This window comes from Bdellovibrio reynosensis, from assembly GCF_022814725.1.
GTDB classification, from domain to species: Bacteria; Bdellovibrionota; Bdellovibrionia; order Bdellovibrionales; family Bdellovibrionaceae; genus Bdellovibrio; species Bdellovibrio reynosensis.
Window position 1 is genome coordinate 3197452 of record NZ_CP093442.1, and the last position, 16219, is coordinate 3213670.

Annotated in this window: 18 protein-coding genes; 7 read left to right on the top strand and 11 right to left on the bottom strand. The window is 43.8% G+C overall.

The annotated features are described in order from the left end of the window. Window positions 1–84 precede the first annotated feature (84 nt). Together motA and MNR06_RS15000 are read left to right on the top strand one after the other, a co-directional pair. Window positions 85–951: a flagellar motor stator protein MotA gene (gene motA, locus MNR06_RS14995; RefSeq protein WP_243537232.1), complete on the top strand. Its 867-nt coding sequence runs from the start codon at window positions 85–87 to the stop codon at window positions 949–951. Window positions 952–1081: 130 nt separating this feature from the next. Further along, window positions 1082–2056, top strand: coding sequence for a flagellar motor protein MotB (locus MNR06_RS15000; protein ID WP_243537233.1), 975 nt, complete (start codon window positions 1082–1084; stop codon window positions 2054–2056). On the opposite strand, the gene MNR06_RS15005 is transcribed toward MNR06_RS15000, so the two are convergent. Then, window positions 2028–2714, bottom strand: a complete 687-nt coding sequence (locus MNR06_RS15005) for a TorF family putative porin (protein ID WP_243537234.1) — start codon at window positions 2712–2714, stop codon at window positions 2028–2030. The genes MNR06_RS15000 and MNR06_RS15005 overlap by 29 nt on opposite strands. A 107-nt stretch (window positions 2715–2821) precedes the next feature. Between MNR06_RS15005 and MNR06_RS15010 the strand changes: the two genes are divergently transcribed. Beyond that, a complete protein-coding gene (locus MNR06_RS15010; RefSeq protein ID WP_243537235.1) occupies window positions 2822–3649 on the top strand; it encodes an exonuclease domain-containing protein in 828 nt (275 codons plus the stop codon). Here the strand turns inward: MNR06_RS15010 and MNR06_RS15015 are convergent. Further along, on the bottom strand, window positions 3646–4581 hold the full coding sequence (locus MNR06_RS15015; protein WP_243537236.1) for a signal peptidase II: 936 nt from the start codon (window positions 4579–4581) through the stop codon (window positions 3646–3648). The two genes, MNR06_RS15010 and MNR06_RS15015, sit on opposite strands and share 4 nt — an antisense overlap. A 114-nt stretch (window positions 4582–4695) precedes the next feature. Between MNR06_RS15015 and dacB the strand changes: the two genes are divergently transcribed. Both dacB and MNR06_RS15025 read left to right on the top strand, forming a co-directional pair. Continuing rightward, entirely contained in the window at window positions 4696–6156 is a 1461-nt protein-coding gene (gene dacB / locus MNR06_RS15020) for a D-alanyl-D-alanine carboxypeptidase/D-alanyl-D-alanine endopeptidase (protein WP_243537238.1), read from the top strand. 30 nt (window positions 6157–6186) lie between these two features. Beyond that, a complete protein-coding gene (locus tag MNR06_RS15025) occupies window positions 6187–7377 on the top strand; it encodes a lytic transglycosylase domain-containing protein (protein WP_243540792.1) in 1191 nt (396 codons plus the stop codon). Window positions 7378–7454: 77 nt separating this feature from the next. Here the strand turns inward: MNR06_RS15025 and MNR06_RS15030 are convergent, their stop codons facing one another. Both MNR06_RS15030 and MNR06_RS15035 read right to left on the bottom strand, forming a co-directional pair. Further along, the gene (locus MNR06_RS15030) at window positions 7455–8144 is read right to left on the bottom strand and encodes a TetR/AcrR family transcriptional regulator (RefSeq protein WP_243537240.1); all 690 of its coding nucleotides are present in this window, start codon (window positions 8142–8144) and stop codon (window positions 7455–7457) included. Between the two features lie 151 nt (window positions 8145–8295). Continuing rightward, window positions 8296–8748: a hypothetical protein gene (locus MNR06_RS15035; protein ID WP_407933226.1), complete on the bottom strand. Its 453-nt coding sequence runs from the start codon at window positions 8746–8748 to the stop codon at window positions 8296–8298. 274 nt (window positions 8749–9022) lie between these two features. Here MNR06_RS15035 and MNR06_RS15040 point away from each other — a divergent pair, with 274 nt between their 5' ends. Beyond that, window positions 9023–9535 (top strand): protease, encoded by a 513-nt coding sequence (locus tag MNR06_RS15040; protein WP_243537244.1) that lies wholly within the window; start codon window positions 9023–9025, stop codon window positions 9533–9535. A gap of 42 nt (window positions 9536–9577) precedes the next feature. On the opposite strand, the gene MNR06_RS15045 is transcribed toward MNR06_RS15040, so the two are convergent. The 6 genes from MNR06_RS15045 to MNR06_RS15070 all read right to left on the bottom strand — a co-directional run bounded on the left by MNR06_RS15045 (window position 9578) and on the right by MNR06_RS15070 (window position 14664). Then, window positions 9578–10819: a M14 family metallopeptidase gene (locus MNR06_RS15045; RefSeq protein ID WP_243537246.1), complete on the bottom strand. Its 1242-nt coding sequence runs from the start codon at window positions 10817–10819 to the stop codon at window positions 9578–9580. Between the two features lie 109 nt (window positions 10820–10928). Next, window positions 10929–11942, bottom strand: coding sequence for a UDP-N-acetylmuramate dehydrogenase (gene murB, locus MNR06_RS15050; RefSeq protein ID WP_243537247.1), 1014 nt, complete (start codon window positions 11940–11942; stop codon window positions 10929–10931). A 17-nt stretch (window positions 11943–11959) separates the two neighbouring features. Continuing rightward, the gene (locus MNR06_RS15055; protein WP_243537248.1) at window positions 11960–12265 is read right to left on the bottom strand and encodes a PilZ domain-containing protein; all 306 of its coding nucleotides are present in this window, start codon (window positions 12263–12265) and stop codon (window positions 11960–11962) included. Between the two features lie 101 nt (window positions 12266–12366). Continuing rightward, window positions 12367–12876, bottom strand: coding sequence for a dihydrofolate reductase (locus tag MNR06_RS15060; RefSeq protein ID WP_243537249.1), 510 nt, complete (start codon window positions 12874–12876; stop codon window positions 12367–12369). Then, window positions 12873–13667: a thymidylate synthase gene (locus tag MNR06_RS15065; RefSeq protein ID WP_243537250.1), complete on the bottom strand. Its 795-nt coding sequence runs from the start codon at window positions 13665–13667 to the stop codon at window positions 12873–12875. Before MNR06_RS15065 ends, MNR06_RS15060 begins: the two co-directional genes overlap by 4 nt. Before the next feature lie 121 nt (window positions 13668–13788). Next, entirely contained in the window at window positions 13789–14664 is an 876-nt protein-coding gene (locus MNR06_RS15070) for a LysR family transcriptional regulator (RefSeq protein WP_243537251.1), read from the bottom strand. Window positions 14665–14805: 141 nt separating this feature from the next. Here MNR06_RS15070 and MNR06_RS15075 point away from each other — a divergent pair, with 141 nt between their 5' ends. Then, window positions 14806–15507 carry a pirin family protein gene (locus tag MNR06_RS15075; RefSeq protein WP_243537252.1) on the top strand — a complete coding sequence of 234 codons (702 nt, stop codon included), beginning with the start codon at window positions 14806–14808 and terminating at the stop codon, window positions 15505–15507. 71 nt (window positions 15508–15578) lie between these two features. Here the strand turns inward: MNR06_RS15075 and MNR06_RS15080 are convergent, their stop codons facing one another. Further along, window positions 15579–16064, bottom strand: a complete 486-nt coding sequence (locus MNR06_RS15080) for a hypothetical protein (protein WP_243537253.1) — start codon at window positions 16062–16064, stop codon at window positions 15579–15581. Window positions 16065–16219: the final 155 nt, after the last annotated feature.

Consider the following 16219-nt stretch of genomic DNA (forward strand, 5'->3'; position numbering starts at 1 on the left):
TCCCGACCATGGGCAAGTTTATTCAGTGATCTCTTAATCTTAACACGTATCAGTCCGATAGAGAAACTGAAGAGGTCAATCTATATGGGTTTTGTAGGTATCATAGTCGTTTTCGTGATGGTTTTCGGGGGCTTCATTATAGCCGGCGGTCACATGTCGGTGATCTTGAAGGCGGCTCCTATCGAAATGATGATTATCGCGGGTGCCGCCTTAGGGGCGTACATCATCGCGAATCCAATGAAGATCATCAAAGCCGGATTCAAACTCAGTATTAAAGCTATGACGGCGAAGGGGCCGGGCAAGCAAGAATATATCGAGTTGCTACAAATGATGTTCCAGCTTTTCCAAGCTTTCAGAAAAGAAGGACCCCAAGGTATCGAGAAGCATATCGAGGAACCGGAAAAGAGTGACATTTTTAAAGCCTACCCAAGCTTTATGCATAATCACCATGCCGTAGACTTCCTTTGCGATACGATGAAAATTACTTTGTCAGCAGAGATGTCTCCGTATGACGTCGATGATCTTTTAGATGCAGATATTAAAGCAATCCACGCCGAAGAACACATGGCTTCACATGCCGTGCAAACAGTGGCCGACGGTTTCCCAGGACTAGGGATCGTTGCCGCCGTACTTGGTATCGTTAAAACCATGGCCCATTTGACTGAAGGGGTTGAGGTTATCGGGGGACTCGTTGCGGGCGCCCTGGTGGGAACGATGTTAGGGGTTTTCTGTGCCTACGGATTGATCGCGCCAACCGCTTCAAAAATGAATGCCGATATCGAAGCAGAAGGCCGTTACTTACAATGTATTAAAGCAGCTATGATTGCATTGCAAAGAGGTGCTCCTCCAATCGTGTGTGTGGAATACGCTCGTCGTTCCATCATGCCGGAAGAAAGACCGACTTTCAGTGAAGTAGATAAAGCTACTAAAGAAATCAAAAAGGCCGCTTAGTAAAATTAGTTAGAAAATAATTTCCCAATTTAACACGGGGGAGGTTGGCAAGAAAGGTTCAGATGCAGGGCGGAGGAAAGAACCGCACAACGCAGTCAGCTGAGCCTTTATTGACGACCGGGTAGGAAAGATGGCGAATAAAGGACAGACCATTGTAATCAAAAAAATCACCGTCGCTGGCGGTGGTGGCCACGGGGGATCGTGGAAGGTGGCATTGGCCGACTTCATGACGGCCTTGATGGCCTTCTTCCTGGTTATGTGGCTTTTGGGTCAATCCGAAGAAACCAAAAAAGCGGTTTCGGATTACTTCTCTACGCCGTCGATCATTGAATATAACTTTCAAAACTTCGGTGCAGAGTTAACTTTAGAAAAACTTTTCTTGGATATCTTAAATGAGCCATTAAAAGCCTTCCAAAGTTTCATGGAGCCGATTGATAAAACTCCAAATCTTTTGGATTCAGGTTCCACAAAGGTAGTCGCAGCTTATTTGGCAGATCAAATGAGTGATGTGGCGAAAAACGTGGTGGTGACCCCGGAAGGTTATGACTTTGATATCCCTGATTACATGCTTTTTGAAAGAGGCACATCAACACCGAATGAAAACTTCGTCGGAGTGATGGATAAGATCAAGGGTGTCACTGTGGGTTTAAAAGATGCTGACATCAAAATCACGTCAGGACTTTTCATTCAAGCAGTTCCTGATGGCAGTGTGATGTCTGCAAACAAAGTAGCTTCAGAGCGCTTTGATATGATCCGCAATAAAGTTTTAGCTTCCCTTGAAAACAATACGGTCACAGTTGTGGGCGGTATTAACGTGAAGGAAAAACGCGGTGAAGTGGATCCAGCAAAACTTGTTGGTTTCATCCGTGTGAAGATCATGCAAAAAGAAATTACTTCCGATGGCCGTAAGCCACGTAAGCTAGATACTTTGTTTGGTCCTTCAAAAGTGGATATGTCCGTTTACGACAACTTCGTTCATCAAATCAGCAACCGCAAAAAAGCGGCAGAGGCGGCGAAAGCTCCTGCGAAAGATTTGAAAAAACAAGTGGACGAAGAATTAAAAGAAGCGACCGGAATTAAAGATCCGTCGACGCAGTCAGAATAAAAAAGAAGTCGCCGGCTCCGTGAAATTGAGAGCTCTCGCTGGTTCCAGTGAGGGCTCCTTCAACAAAGATCACTCCCACTTTTCTTCCTAATCCTGTGCGCACATCGAAATAAGCGTTGTAAGCTTCGTTTTCAGGCATGTTGTAACCAGCTTCATTGTTCCAGCGCCAATTACCCATCACCGTTGAAAGTTTACCCATCGCAAAACGAGTGGAAGCATCATCAGTCGCTTCCCAGTTACTATTATTTTCATAAAGAACGCGGAAGTCCCAGAAATGCAAATGCAGCCCTAAGATATTTCCATTATGGTCGCCGCCATTATAATAAGTGTTTTGGCTATAATGAATGATCGCATGCGAATTTGGCGTGAAATCCACTTTGATTTCCGCATTTCCGCGCAAGTTGAAATGATCATCACTGTTTTCAAAGTTAGTGTTGGAACCCCAAAGACCTAAACGGAACTGGGAACCAAAGTTAAACCAAAAGGACCCTTGTAAAGCCGGGGAATTATCTGAATGCGAAAGCCCGTATTCCACATAATGGGAAGTCAGGGTGACATCACCTTCAAGTGCAAATGTGGGCGTTCTTCCGCCGCCCTCTGCTGCAAAGGATTTACAATGACCTGCCAGAATAATGATAAAAACAAGGAGTATTCGCATAGATAGTTCGCTTCATTGTGAAGCAATATTTTTAGAAAAACAAAGAATTCACAAGGCAATCTGCCATCGAACTGGACCAAAAGCCCAGTTCGGGATAAGGTGCCTGAATGAATCTTGATCTGCCATTAAACGAATATACATATGTCGCATTTGATACCGAAACTAGCGGAGCTTATCCGGTGGGATACGATGTGGTCGAGTTCGGCGCGGTGAAATGGCATAAGGGTCAAGAGGTAGGGCGTCTGCAGTTTTTGTTAAAACCCCGCGAGATGATGACTGAGTTCATTATCGGCATCCATGGTATCACTAACGAAATGGTGGTCGATGCACCTACTATGGCAGAAAAAATCCGCGAAGTTCATGAGTTCTTTAAAGGTGCCATCGTCATGGCCCACCATGCTCCATTTGATTTAGGATTTATTGCCGCTGAATTTGAAAAAGCAATCCTGCCTTTACCGACTGAACCCGCTCTTTGCACAAGTCTTCTTTCGCGCAAATGGATTCATGGAGTAGAAAATCACAAGCTGCAAACTTTGGTGAAACATTTGAACTTAGACGGCGGCCAAGCGCACCGTGCCTATGATGACGCAAAATCTTGTCTGTTTGTAGCGCAAGCGTGCTTTGAAAAAATGGGTGCAGAGATGACTTTGTCCCAGGCGATTAAAAGCCAAGGTAAGAGTTTGTGGTGGAAAGATTATTCGTTATTAGCCTTAAACGACACGCGTTTTTCAAATCTAAAAACGGCGATTTACTCTAAAAAAGACATCGACATGATTTATAGCGGGGGATCTAAAAAAGGTGAAACTCGCAGAATCACGCCAATTGGCATTGTTAGAAATCCAGACGGGGATTATCTGCAAGCCTTCTGTCATCAGGAAAAAGTCGCCAAGCGCTATTATCTAAACCGCATTGGCGAAGTAGAAGTCGTTTACTAGTCTTGTTCTTCTTTATATTCGATCACGTTCACGGTGCGCTCTTTTTTAATTTGCACTAGGCGACGATTTACTTCTTCTGCTAATTCTTCAAGATGTTTAAATTCATCACCTTGGCGAAGTTTTAAAGACGCAGCCCCGTTACCATCTAAGGCATCTTTCAAATATCTTTCAAAGGCATAAAGTGGTCCTGCAATACGGTGGGAAATCACTCGGCCTACAGCAAAAAGAATCGCACAGAATGCGACACAGATAATCACAAAGGTGATCACGTAAGGCACTAAAAACTTATTCATTAAAAAGATGTTGTTACCGACTAGTTCCTGGATCGTCACACGCATATAAGTGTACGAAAAAACCAGACTGATCAAAGTCAGGCTTAAACCAACCGCCATCAACATTAAGCAGTACTTGATCTGAAACGGCAGGTTCACCCAGTACTTTTTGCGGAAGTTGTTTTCCGGCCACAGTAATTCACCTTCACGAATGATCGCGTAAACGATCAAACCATATCCCACCCATTGCAGGGCATCGGCTAGGTTGAAGGCTGGACTTGATAGCGACGGAGTTCCAATCACGATAAAATCAACAACGTAGCCCCAAACAATACGATCCGTCACATTCCCGATGATGCCGCCAATTAAAATCGACAGTCCACTTCGTAACGTCAGGGATTTAATTGGTAAGAGGTATTGAATCAAAGCGTAAGTACAAAGTAAGAACGCGCCACCAGTTGAAAGTGAAACTACTCGCAGGACCGTGGGTAAATCAGAAAACAGACCCAACATCGCGCCATGGTTGTGATGCAGAACAAAGTGCAGTGGACCAAAAGATTTAAGCTGAGTGATGTCCGTCGCCCAAAGCTTTGTAATACGGTCTATTGACCAAGTTGCAAGAAGGGGCAGGATCACTATTAACCATTCGCGTTTTTTCATGAACTTCAGTCTAACAATGCAGTTCGCGTCTTGCGAAGAAAAAATTCACTGGCTAATATTATCTGAACCTCGACGGCCAGACCGCCTAGACCACTTAGCAAAACGGAGTTTTAAGTGAAGACCACTTTCGCGATTGTTTCTCTCTTGTTTTTCACTCTATCAACTCACGCCCAGCCACTAACAGCTCCCACGCAAGATTCAAAATCTTTTGATAAAACAGATAAGTTTGCTGACATCCAAAAAGAACTGCAAAGCCTTGCAAAAAAATATGGCGTCAATATTCAAGATGTCGGTATTTATGCAACCTTAGGTGACGGACCCGATGCAAAAAAGCTTTTAGATGTGAATGGCAATAAAGTGATGATCCCTGCGTCGATCACGAAGATCGCGACCGCTTCTGCGGTGCTTGCACATTTTCCTCCGGGTTATAAATTTAAGACTCAGTTGTTAGGTGATACTGACCCTAAAAACGGCGTACTTAAGGGAAATCTATATTTAAAAGGTGGCGGTGACCCATCTTTTGTTTCCGAAAATCTTTGGTATTTGGTGAATTCATTCACGCGCAACAAAATCAAAAAAATTGAAGGTGATATCGTTGTTGATGATTCACTTTTCGATAAAATCCGTTTTGATCTAAGTCGTCAAAAAGAACGTGTGGATCGTGCTTACGATGCCCCGGTTGGTGCGATGAGCTTTAACTGGAACTCCGTAAATATTTTTGTGCGCCCAACAGACAGCGGTACAGCGGAAGTTTTCATTGATCCACAAAACGAATACATCCGTTTGGTGAACAAAGCCAAAACCGTTGGTGGAAACGCGAATAATCTTTTGGCGGATCGCGAAGACGAAAAAAATGGTGACGTTATTTTAGTGGGTGGCTCGATTGGCAAAGGTGCCAAAGAGATCGTGGTATTTAAAAACATCACGCAGCCTGATCTTTGGTCCGGCTACAATCTGAAATCTTTTTTGCAACAACGAGGAATTGAATTCACCGGAACAATTAAAAACGGTGTCACACCAGAGAAGGCCGATGTTTTAGCGGAATCGGAAAGCAAAGCCGTTGAACACGTTGTCGCCGACATGAATAAGTTTTCAAACAACTTTGTCGCTGAAATGCTGACTAAGAACCTGGGAGCGGTGAAAAAGACAAAGGGTGCAACTTTGGCAGACGGGATGCAGATTATTAATGAGCATATGCAAAGTTTAGGGATCCCATCTGAGCAATATCAATTGCAATCGCCTTCGGGCTTGTCGCGCGAAAATAAAATGTCTTCCTATGCTATGTGGAAAGTGCTGCAGCATTTGCGTTTAGATTTACGCGTGCAGCCTGAATTCCTGACTTCCTTGCCCATCGCGGGCGTTGATGGCACGCTTAAAAAACGCATGAAGAATTCCCCAGCAGAACGTTGGGTTCGTGCCAAAACTGGATATTTAAATAATGTAGTGTCCCTGGCCGGATATGCTGGTCTTGGAGACGGGCGAGTTGTGACCTTTTCTTTTGTTTACAATGGGTCTACAGATGAAACAAAGATTCGCGCGTTTTTCGACAATCTACTTATCTATCTAGTAAAATAATCCGATGGGAACCAGGAAGGTGGACGTTTGATGAACAAGCTGTGTGTCTCTTTATTATACGTTGTAGTTTTATCCTCTCAAGTAGCATTTGCTAACCAAACAGATATCTCAGATCAGGTAGTTCCCCACGTTTTGGGTCGTTCACCTGAAGAGATTCGTCCGTGGAGAGCGCCAAGCTTTTCATCACAAAGCAATGCTTTAGGATATTCCGACACTGTTTTTGCCACTCCGAAAGGAATGGAAAAACAAGTTCAGTTCTGGGTTGATATTTATAGCAAATATTCGACAGAGCAGGGCGTGATCCACGATTCTGAAAACGTTGATATCGTGTATGAGGTCGTTGATCTTAAAGGCCTTAAATCAGAACGCGAAAAACAGAAGAAAGTCGATGAAGCTAAAAAAGTCATCGCCGCTCGTCTTTCAACTCAAGAAGAAAAAGACCGTCTTCGTTTTCAACTTGGGCAAAAAGACAAGATGATGGATGCGATCTTTTATTCTGGTCGCTATATCGAAGACATGGAAAAAATCTTTAAAGATGCCAAACTTCCGATCGAGTTGACTCGTTTGGCATTTGTTGAAAGTTCATTTAACGTGATGGCTCGCTCTAAAGTGGGCGCAAGCGGTCTTTGGCAAATCATGCCTTACACAGCAAGACCTTATAAAATGATTTCATCAGTGGTGGATAAACGTAATCACCCGATGGAAGCGACTAAGTTTGCGGCAAAACTTCTGCGCAGCAACTATGGCATGCTTGATTCATGGCCTTTAGCTGTAACCGGTTATAATCACGGACCGACGGGCGTTTATAAAATGACGAAGTCCTATGAAACTCGCGAACTTCCTGAGCTTATTAAAAACGTCAGCTCTCGCAAAAGCTTCGGGTTTGCTTCAAGAAACTTCTATGCATGTTTCCTAGCGGCTTTAGAAGTTGAAAGAAATGCGTCTAAATATTTTGGTTCAGTAGTTTGGTCAAAACCTTTGGAAGCACAAGATTTGAAACTTCCAGTGCCAGTTCGTTACAAAGACATCCTGGCTTGGTTTGATGGTAATGATTTGAAAGCGCAAATCTTTAATCCGCACTTAACGCAAAAAGCTCGCAAAGGGCATCCAATCCCAGCTTCGACTGTGATTGCCGTTCCTAAAGACAAATACAATGTGGCTTTGATTTCGTTAGCTAGAAGAGATCGCTCTATAGCGATGGAAGAAAAGAAAACCCGCTAATATTCAGAACGAAAGCGGAAAATAAAAAAGGGAGCTTAGAAAGCTCCCTTTTTTTATTCTAAAATCAGATTTCAGAATTAGATGAAGTCACCCTTTGGGCGATTCATCGATGCCGAAGCTGGCATTGCTGGTTGAGCAACAGTCATGTCCACGTAGCGGTGGAACAGTTGTGCCATTTCTGCTGTGATGTGGGAATCGTGGATGTAATCAGGTCTATCTAAAGACATTGTATTGATCATACCGATGAAGGCATTCACGATAACGTAAGAAACCTTATCCATGTCGCGACCTGGAAGTTGCGGCAAATTGTAACGGATGATTTCTTGGAAGAATTGGATCATGTCTGAAACATAGGAAGCTTCAGCAACGTAGTACTGAATCGTTGAAAGCTTCGAACGAAGTTCTGAATTTCTGCGCACGACTTCAACAGCCAACTCAAAAATAGCTTTCATTCTTTGTTCAGGAGGAAGCGGGGAGATTGTACGCATTCTTTCGCTGATGATGCGTTTATCTTCTTCAAGGACATTTTTTACGACCGCTTGAACCACAGATTCTTTGTTACCGAAGAATTGGTAAAGCGAACCGATGCTGACGCCAGCTTCTTTAGCGATCTTATCGGTAGTGATGGAATAAAAGCCCTCAGAAACTAAAAGGCGAGAGCAAGCTTCTAAGATGGTAGCTACCGTTTGGCGGGAACGCTCTTGTGTAGGAGCTTTCACAATAATCTTAGTTTTTTTCGTTTTTTCTTTTTCTTCAATTACGCTCATTATTTCTACTCACGATCTACAACATTACAAAATTGATAGGGACAGAATAAGGAGCATTGGACACAAGGGCAAGTCTGGATTTTTACAAACTTGTAATGTTTGTAATATGGGAGGCCATGCGACGGATGGATGCTCGGAATGAAAATCCGAGCTATTGCTCGCAAAATTGCTTAGCGCGGTCTCCATTTGCAGGATAAGCCATTCCCGAAGCTAATTGACGGCATTCAGCGGGCTTAAGGGAATTTGAAAAGCGGCGGAGGCATTCCCAGCGAACTTCGTCGCCAGAATCTGGGTACTCCATATTTTTCACGATTTGCAGGCATTCTTTCTTTGAAGGCTGTTGGCGAAGGTCATACAGGCAAAGTAAACGGGCCTCTTCGGCGTTCGTTGAATACTCCATGGTTTTCGCAGCCTCCAAGCATTGGGCTACTTTGATTGTCGACTTCTTAGATTTTAGACATTTCAAACGCTGGTCATCTCTTTGATCGATGGCAAGGTTCGAGTTTTTAGAAACAGCACATAACGGCTGAGCTTCACTTAAAAACGGTAAGTGCATGAACAAGAAAGCTGCGATTAAGATAAACTTGAATTTTTGCACCGACATCCTCACCTGAATCATCTGCGCCGATCATTGCAATTCCAGGGCACAACATGAAAAGCCACTCTGGTTGTTCTAATTGATCGGTCGGTGAAAAACTTTAAGACACCCTTCAAATTCTGTCACTCATCGTGGAGCTTCATGATTCTGTGAGCCGATGTAATTTTTAAATTTTTACCGATTAAAAGACATTCATTAAACGCTCATAACTTATTTAACCGTTTTTTATCGAATACAAATTTTAGGTAGGTCAACTAACACATGGAAATGGAGTGTTCCAATGGCAGCGAAAAGATTTTTAACGGCTCTTTGTCTGCTGCTATTTTGTTTTGCTTCATTTTCATGGGCTGCAAACGCAATCAAGACGGAAGATGATCCGGATTTTCAGCGCAAAGTTCAAGAAGAACTAATTGTCGCCTGCTTTAAAAATCTTTGTAAAATTGTAGGGGCTGATTTTGAAGGCAATGCTTGGAGCATTTCTTTTCAGGTCGCCTATGGCGAACGTAATCGCGGAAAAAGCGACACCATTTTAATTAGTGGTAAGGATAGCGATCATGGATGGGATGGCGGTTCCGTGGCTATTTCCGTTTTTTATAAGAATGTGGCATGCAGAACGGATATGCGCATTACTCCTGCGGTCTATCGATTTGTGAATACCTATTTGTACGGAATGGTGAATTCAAACGGTTCATTGAAGAAGTATTTTTCGCCGACGGATCGATCTGTGATTCTTTTTTATATGGCGATGATTAATCAGGTGTCGATTTGCAATCAGGTAGCAAATGCGTATTAAGAAAAAAGCTGACGAAGGTCTTTCGTCAGCTTCATAGGATTTTTAAGGTTTAAAGATGGGGCCGCCACCAGCTTCTAAAGAGCGGTAAGGATTATCCGCGTATTCAATCAAATACAAAACGGGCTCCAGATTTTTTCTTTGGACTTCAGGAATGATTCCACTTCCCGGGTAAAAGCCACCGGGCCCAAATCCAGAACTGCCTGGATCAAGCTCAAAGGTGAAGGCAATAATCTTGTGTTCACCATAAGCCCAATCTGTCGTATCGCCACTAGCGATATAAAGCTGAGAAGCTTGTTGGGGTTTATACCCATTCCATTCAGCCATCTTCTTTGCCATCACTTCGTGCACCTGGCGATCGCGTGCTATGGGAATTCCTGAGTTAGCATGTCCCCATGGATAAAGGATCAACTGAGAGAAAGTGTGAAACGATAAAAGCACAGTGATATTTTCGTGGGCTTCGATATATCTTTTGATCGCTTGGGTTTCAGGTTCACTGAAGGGGTGGGGTCCTTTGAATGTGTCACTGCTTCCGCTGCTGCTGGATCCGCCCGTGCCCCATTTAAAACCATAGTTACGATTTAAATCCACACCTTGGGTTCCGTCGCCGTTGATCGCGCGATTTTTTCTCCATGCTTTATAAGAACCGGTCGAGATGTCGAATTCTGCACCATCAGGATTTACCATTGGGATGATGTGAATGTCGCGACCGTTGATCAAACGTTGGATGCGGGGGTTGCCGTTCTTATATTCTGTTAAAAAATATTCGATGTAATATAAAGGAAGTTCTACCGATAAATGTTCACGGGCGTGATGACCACCCATGAAAATCGCCGCCGGTAAAGTTTCTGCTTGGCTTAAGTTTCCTGAAATTCTTACGGCCCAAATTTCGCGACCTTCAATGGATTTGCCGATGGATGATAATTCCGCGATATCGGAATGATTTGAAACAAGCTTGTTCAACTTATCCGTCATTTCAGCGTAGTTGTGATAAATGGCGTCCTTAGCAGGGAAGTCCATTTCACTAGTTAACGGAAAACTGACTTCAAGCAGTCCCATTTTTTCGATAGCGGCTTTTTCTTCTAAGGTACCAATCGCGACAACAAAGTCTTCGCGGGTGGCTTCAATCGATGCGCCCGTGTTTGCAACCAGCGTTCTTTGAAAAGCATCAGTGGCGCGAATCTTCATCCAGTATTGGGTGCTTGATACTGTGTGCGCTTCTTGGAAAGGGAAAAAGCTAAGGCTTAGAAAAATAAAGACTGCGGTAACCATCATGGTTAATTTCACAAACGCCCTCCTTGGGATTTGAATTGTCATTTGGTGGGGACAATTCCAAATCTTATTGTGGGCTTTGTTTATTGTTAAGGTACAGTCTTTAGTCTTGGAACTAGACCTTCTACCAGCGAATTGGTTCTGGTTCGATTTCGACGCCGAATATGGATTTCACGTCGGTGGTAACTTGGTTAGCAAGCTTCCAAACATCATCAGCAGAAGCGCCGCCATGGTTTACTAATACGAGTGCTTGCTTTTCATACATGCCCACAGGGCCCAGCATCTTGCCTTTCCAACCCGCGCGATCAATCAACCAGCCAGCGGCAAGTTTAAAGTGCTCGGTTTGGTAGGGAAAGCTGACAAGGTCCGTGTGGCGCTCTAACAAAGCGTCGCGAGTGGACTTTGGCACAATGGGATTTTTAAAGAAGCTTCCAGCATTCCCGATGACTCTTGGATCTGGAAGTTTGCTTTGGCGAATGTTAATTACGGCATTGGCGATGTGGCGGGGCTCATTACTTAAACCCAAGCGCTCTAGCTCTTTACGGATATCGCCATATTCAAGGTGCATAACGTTGTTCTTAGGAAGTCTGAAGGTCACATCCCAAACTAGGTAACGACCGGCACCTTCCTGTTTAAAGAAGCTATCACGGTAAGCAAAACGGCATTCTTTATTGCTAAATACTTTTTCTTCGCCGGTTTTTAAATCAAGGCAGTGAACTTCAAAAATGCTGTCTTTAACTTCGACTCCGTAAGCGCCGATGTTTTGAATCGGGGAGGCTCCGGCAGTTCCTGGAATCAAAGACAGATTTTCTAATCCGTAGATACCTTTTTGCAAAGTGCCTTGAACGAAATCATTCCAAACTTCACCGGCTTGCACTTTCACAAACCAATAATCTTTATCGTCACCTAAAACTTCATGGCCAGTGTTAGCGACTTTTAAAACCAGTCCACGCACTAAAGAAGGAAGAACAAGATTGCTGCCTCCACCAAGGATGTTCCATGGCAGTTTTCTGATAGAAGTGTCATTGATAAGTTTTTGCAGATCTTCAGGCGAATGCAGTTCGGTAAAGAGCTCAGCTTCAGAGCGCAGTCCAAGGGTATTATAAGAATTAAGAGAGATATTTGATTCTACCTGCATTTGCTGCAGACATTGTATTAGAAGGAGCTACTTTTGGCCATCATTCTTTCTAGAACTTGGTCTCTGTTGATGAAACAGATGCCAAGACCCATACCCTTGCTCCAGACGACTTCTGCAGCGACGTTATGGATGCGATCTAATGTGTCTAAATTCACAGTCATATTTAAAAGATCGCCTTTTTTAGGAACGTAATCACCTTTGGCAACTTCAAGGAAGGCCCCGGTCTCTGACAGGTTTCTAAGGCTGGCAACTAACAAACCCACGTGGCCGTACACTTCAATCTGGGCAGTTTCTCTTGTTAGAAAGCGTTTAGCGGCTGACATCGGGTCTCCAAAAATAAATGCGATAATTTATTCTCGGAGAAAAATAGCTCTACGTAGAGAGCTATTTTGAAGATTCTCATTTTGAGACTCAAATCTAGACGTTATTTTCGAATGTATGTAAGAAATGAAAAAGGAATAGTCGCCTCAACTCGACGCTGTTCCGTCAGTTTAAACTTGCTTTCGTCAATTTCTGGATAATACGTATCACCCGGAAACTCGCGGTGGATAAGGGTTAGATAGACCTTATCAGTGACAGGCATAGCTTGCTTATAGATTTCACCGCCACCGATGATGAAAACTTCATCGCCCCATTTTGCAGTTAATGGTTTTGCGTGTTCTATGGCTTCTTCAATCGAAGAAACGAAAACCACCGGGCTTGATTCCGTCGACGGGAAGCTATGTTTGCTTGGATCGCGTGTGATCACGATGTGGTAGCGGTTAGGAAGAGCTCTGCCGTTAAATGAATCAAAGGTCTTGCGACCCATGATCATAATATGACCCTTGGTAGTTTCTTTGAAAAACTTCATGTCCTCTGGAATATTCCAAGGCAGGCCCCCTTGGGTGCCAATCACGCGATTTTCAGAGCAAGCTACAACATGGGTTAAAATCATACTGCCACCGGAGCTTTAATAGCGGGATGCGGATCGTAACCTACGATTTCGATATCTTCATAAGTGAAATCAAAAAGATCTTTAACGTTAGGATTTAGTTTCAATTGCGGAAGCGGGCGGAAGTCGCGGCTTAATTGCAGTTGCGCTTGTTCCAAGTGATTTAAGTACAAGTGAGCATCACCCAATGTATGAACGAAGTCACCTACGCCCAGACCACAAACTTGCGCGATCATGTGAGTAAGAAGCGCATAGCTTGCGATATTAAATGGAACGCCTAAGAAAATATCCGCGCTTCTTTGATAAAGCTGGCAAGATAGTTTTCCGTTTGCCACGTAGAACTGGAAGAAGGCGTGGCAAGGTGGAAGCGCCATTTTATCTACGTCACCAGGGTTGAAGGCGACTACTAGCAAGCGACGAGAATTTGGATTGTTCTTGATTTGATTAACGACGTTCGTGATTTGGTCAATGGTGCGACCGTCAGCCGTAGCCCACGAGCGCCATTGTTTCCCATACACCGGGCCTAGATCGCCGTTTTCATCGGCCCATTCATCCCAGATCGTCACTTTGTTGTCGTGAAGATATTTGATGTTGGTGTCACCTTTTAAGAACCACAAAAGCTCGTGAAAGATAGAACGCGTATGAAGTTTTTTAGTTGTTAAAAGAGGGAAGCCTTCTTCAAGGTTGTAACGGCTTTGATAACCGAACATGGAAAGAGTTCCAGTTCCAGTGCGGTCTTCTTTTTTCATTCCATTTTCAAGGACGTCTTTAAGTAAATCGTGATACTGCTTCATACGGGTGACCTCGTTCCATCGGGGAGGGGTCGCCGATAAGCAGGCATCTGACTGCGTTGCGCGAAGAATCCTCCGCCTTGCATATGCCTACTTCTCGCCAACCCTAGTGGCTGGTTGTAGTTTATTTAACGCCCTTTTTTTGTCTATGCGAAAAATAATTCCAAAGGAATTTACCGCAGGGGCCCAACTCTTTTTGAGAGTGACGCGCGATGTGGACCGTCGTGACATGGGGCTTATTTATCACCGTCACCAGGGATTTTTTCTTGATTTCCTCTTTAACAAGATGTTCAGGCATTCTTCCCCAGCCTAAGCCGGCTATTAAAAACTCTTTTTTGGTTAAATAATCCTGCACTGAAATCACGTTATCAGGATTGATAATCGCAGCGGATCGTTTGGAACTTTTCACTGTGCTCGACATAATGATTTGGGGATGTTTTGCCAGCTCTTGCGGGGTTGCCTTTCCTTTGAATTTCGCCAAAGGATGATCGGCAGAGCATACGGCGACCATATTCACAGTGAAAAGCTCTTCTGCAACCAGAAGGCTTTGTTCGTTAAAGATATGTCCCAGGGCTATATCGGCATGGTCCTCCAACAGTTGTTCATCGTTACTAAGAACGTCGTGAATGATCTTGATTTCCGTGTGGGGAAACTTCGTTTTAAATTCCTTCAGGGCACTGATCAATGACGGGAGGGGCCACAGTGCGCTGACGGCTAAGCGAATGATCGGTTCATGTCCTCGTTTTAAAAACTCTGCTGTTTCTTGAAGTTCGGTTAATTGAAAAATAAGGTCGTCGGCTTTTTTTAAGAACGCGCGCCCTTGCGGAGTGAGCTGCGGGCGATATTGATCACGAGTGAATAATTTAAAATCTAACTCGGATTCCAAGGTTCTGATGGCATAACTGACGGCACTTTGCGCGCGATGCAACTCCTGGGAGGCTGCTCTGAAGCTTCCTAACTTTACGATAGTTTGAAGGACTTGCAATTGGTCTAATGTCATCGCTTTTAAGTATATCTAAAAATTAGATCATGTTAATAAAAAAATTATAATTTTTTTAGATCGTCTAGTTTTGTATACTGATTTCACTTCAACGAGTGCAATTTGAATCAGCACTGTGGGCAAAGCCCCAAGGAGACAATTATGCTTTACTTAAGAAAATCAGAAGAAAGAGGCTATGCCGAATTTGGTGGATGGTTGAAATCCCATCACAGTTTCTCTTTCAGTGATTATTACGATCCAAAATTTATGGGATTTCGTGATTTAAGAGTTATTAACCAAGATTGGATCGCAAAAGCTTCAGGTTTCCCAATGCATCCTCACCGCGATATGGAAATCATTACTTACGTTTTACAGGGCCGTGTTGAACACAAAGACAGCCTTGGTAACGTGGGCCAGATCACAGCGGGTGAAATTCAAACGATGCACGCTGGAACGGGCATTCGTCATGGTGAATACAATCCTTCACCAGATGAAGACTTACGCCTTTTCCAAATTTGGATTCAACCTGACACTGTGGGTGTGCAACCTGGTTATACTCAGCAGTCTTTCACGAAAGAGCAGAAACTAAATCAGTTAAAACTTTTGGTTTCTAAAGACGGCCGCGATGGCAGTCAGAAAATTCATCAGGATGCTGATATGTACGCTTCGGTTTTAGAGCCAGGTAAAACCCTGGAATTTAAAATGCGACCAGGCCGTGGAGCTTGGGTGCAATTAGCTGAAGGTGAATTGGATGTGAATGGTAAAACATTGCAATCCGGTGACGGGCTGGCCGTTCAAGAAGAGGATCTATTAAAGATCCGTGCTAATAAAGAAACTGAATTTTTATTGTTTGATTTGAAATAATCAATGCCTGATTCACTCCGACTCCGTCGGAATAGGGCAGAAGGGCTGAAGAAATTCAGCCCTTTTTATTTTTAGTACTCGATCACAACAGTTTGCACTTCAACGTTCTTAGTTGAAGTCGTACCGTCTGCATTTTCAGTCGTTACTTTTTGTGTATAAGTTTGTGGAGTCATCTTGGGCGCCATGGTCTGTCCGTTCACGTAAGCCGTTTGCAGAACCTGCAGTTCCTTACCTTCAGAGCGGAAAGATAGATTTACAGCGTCTTCTTGTTTCCAGCTGATCTCGACATGGATAGTGCCGTTTTGTGAAATAGCCGAAGCGACTTTTTGACCATTGACCAAGATATCAACCGTTTCGCCGTTAGCAGCGTTAGTTAAAATAGCCATGCTTTGATAATTGCTATAGGCACCTGGGTCTGAAGATAGGCTAGATGAAGTAGCGCCGTTCGCAGTAATAACCAGGCGTACACCGATAGTTCCAGAAATCTGCCCAGCAAAGCTCATCGCTGGGATCAAAGTTGCACAAAGACCGCTCAATAACATCGAGCTGATTTTCATAGAAGGCTCCTTAGGTTTTTATTCCATCGAAACCTAAAGCAAGCCCCATACCCAGCACCCCAAACAACCTATTGGTTTAAACCCCAATCCCGCTGTCTAAAACCCTAACACCCGCCAAAAAGTGCCTGCTTCTTTTTTGGGTCTACACAGCGTCA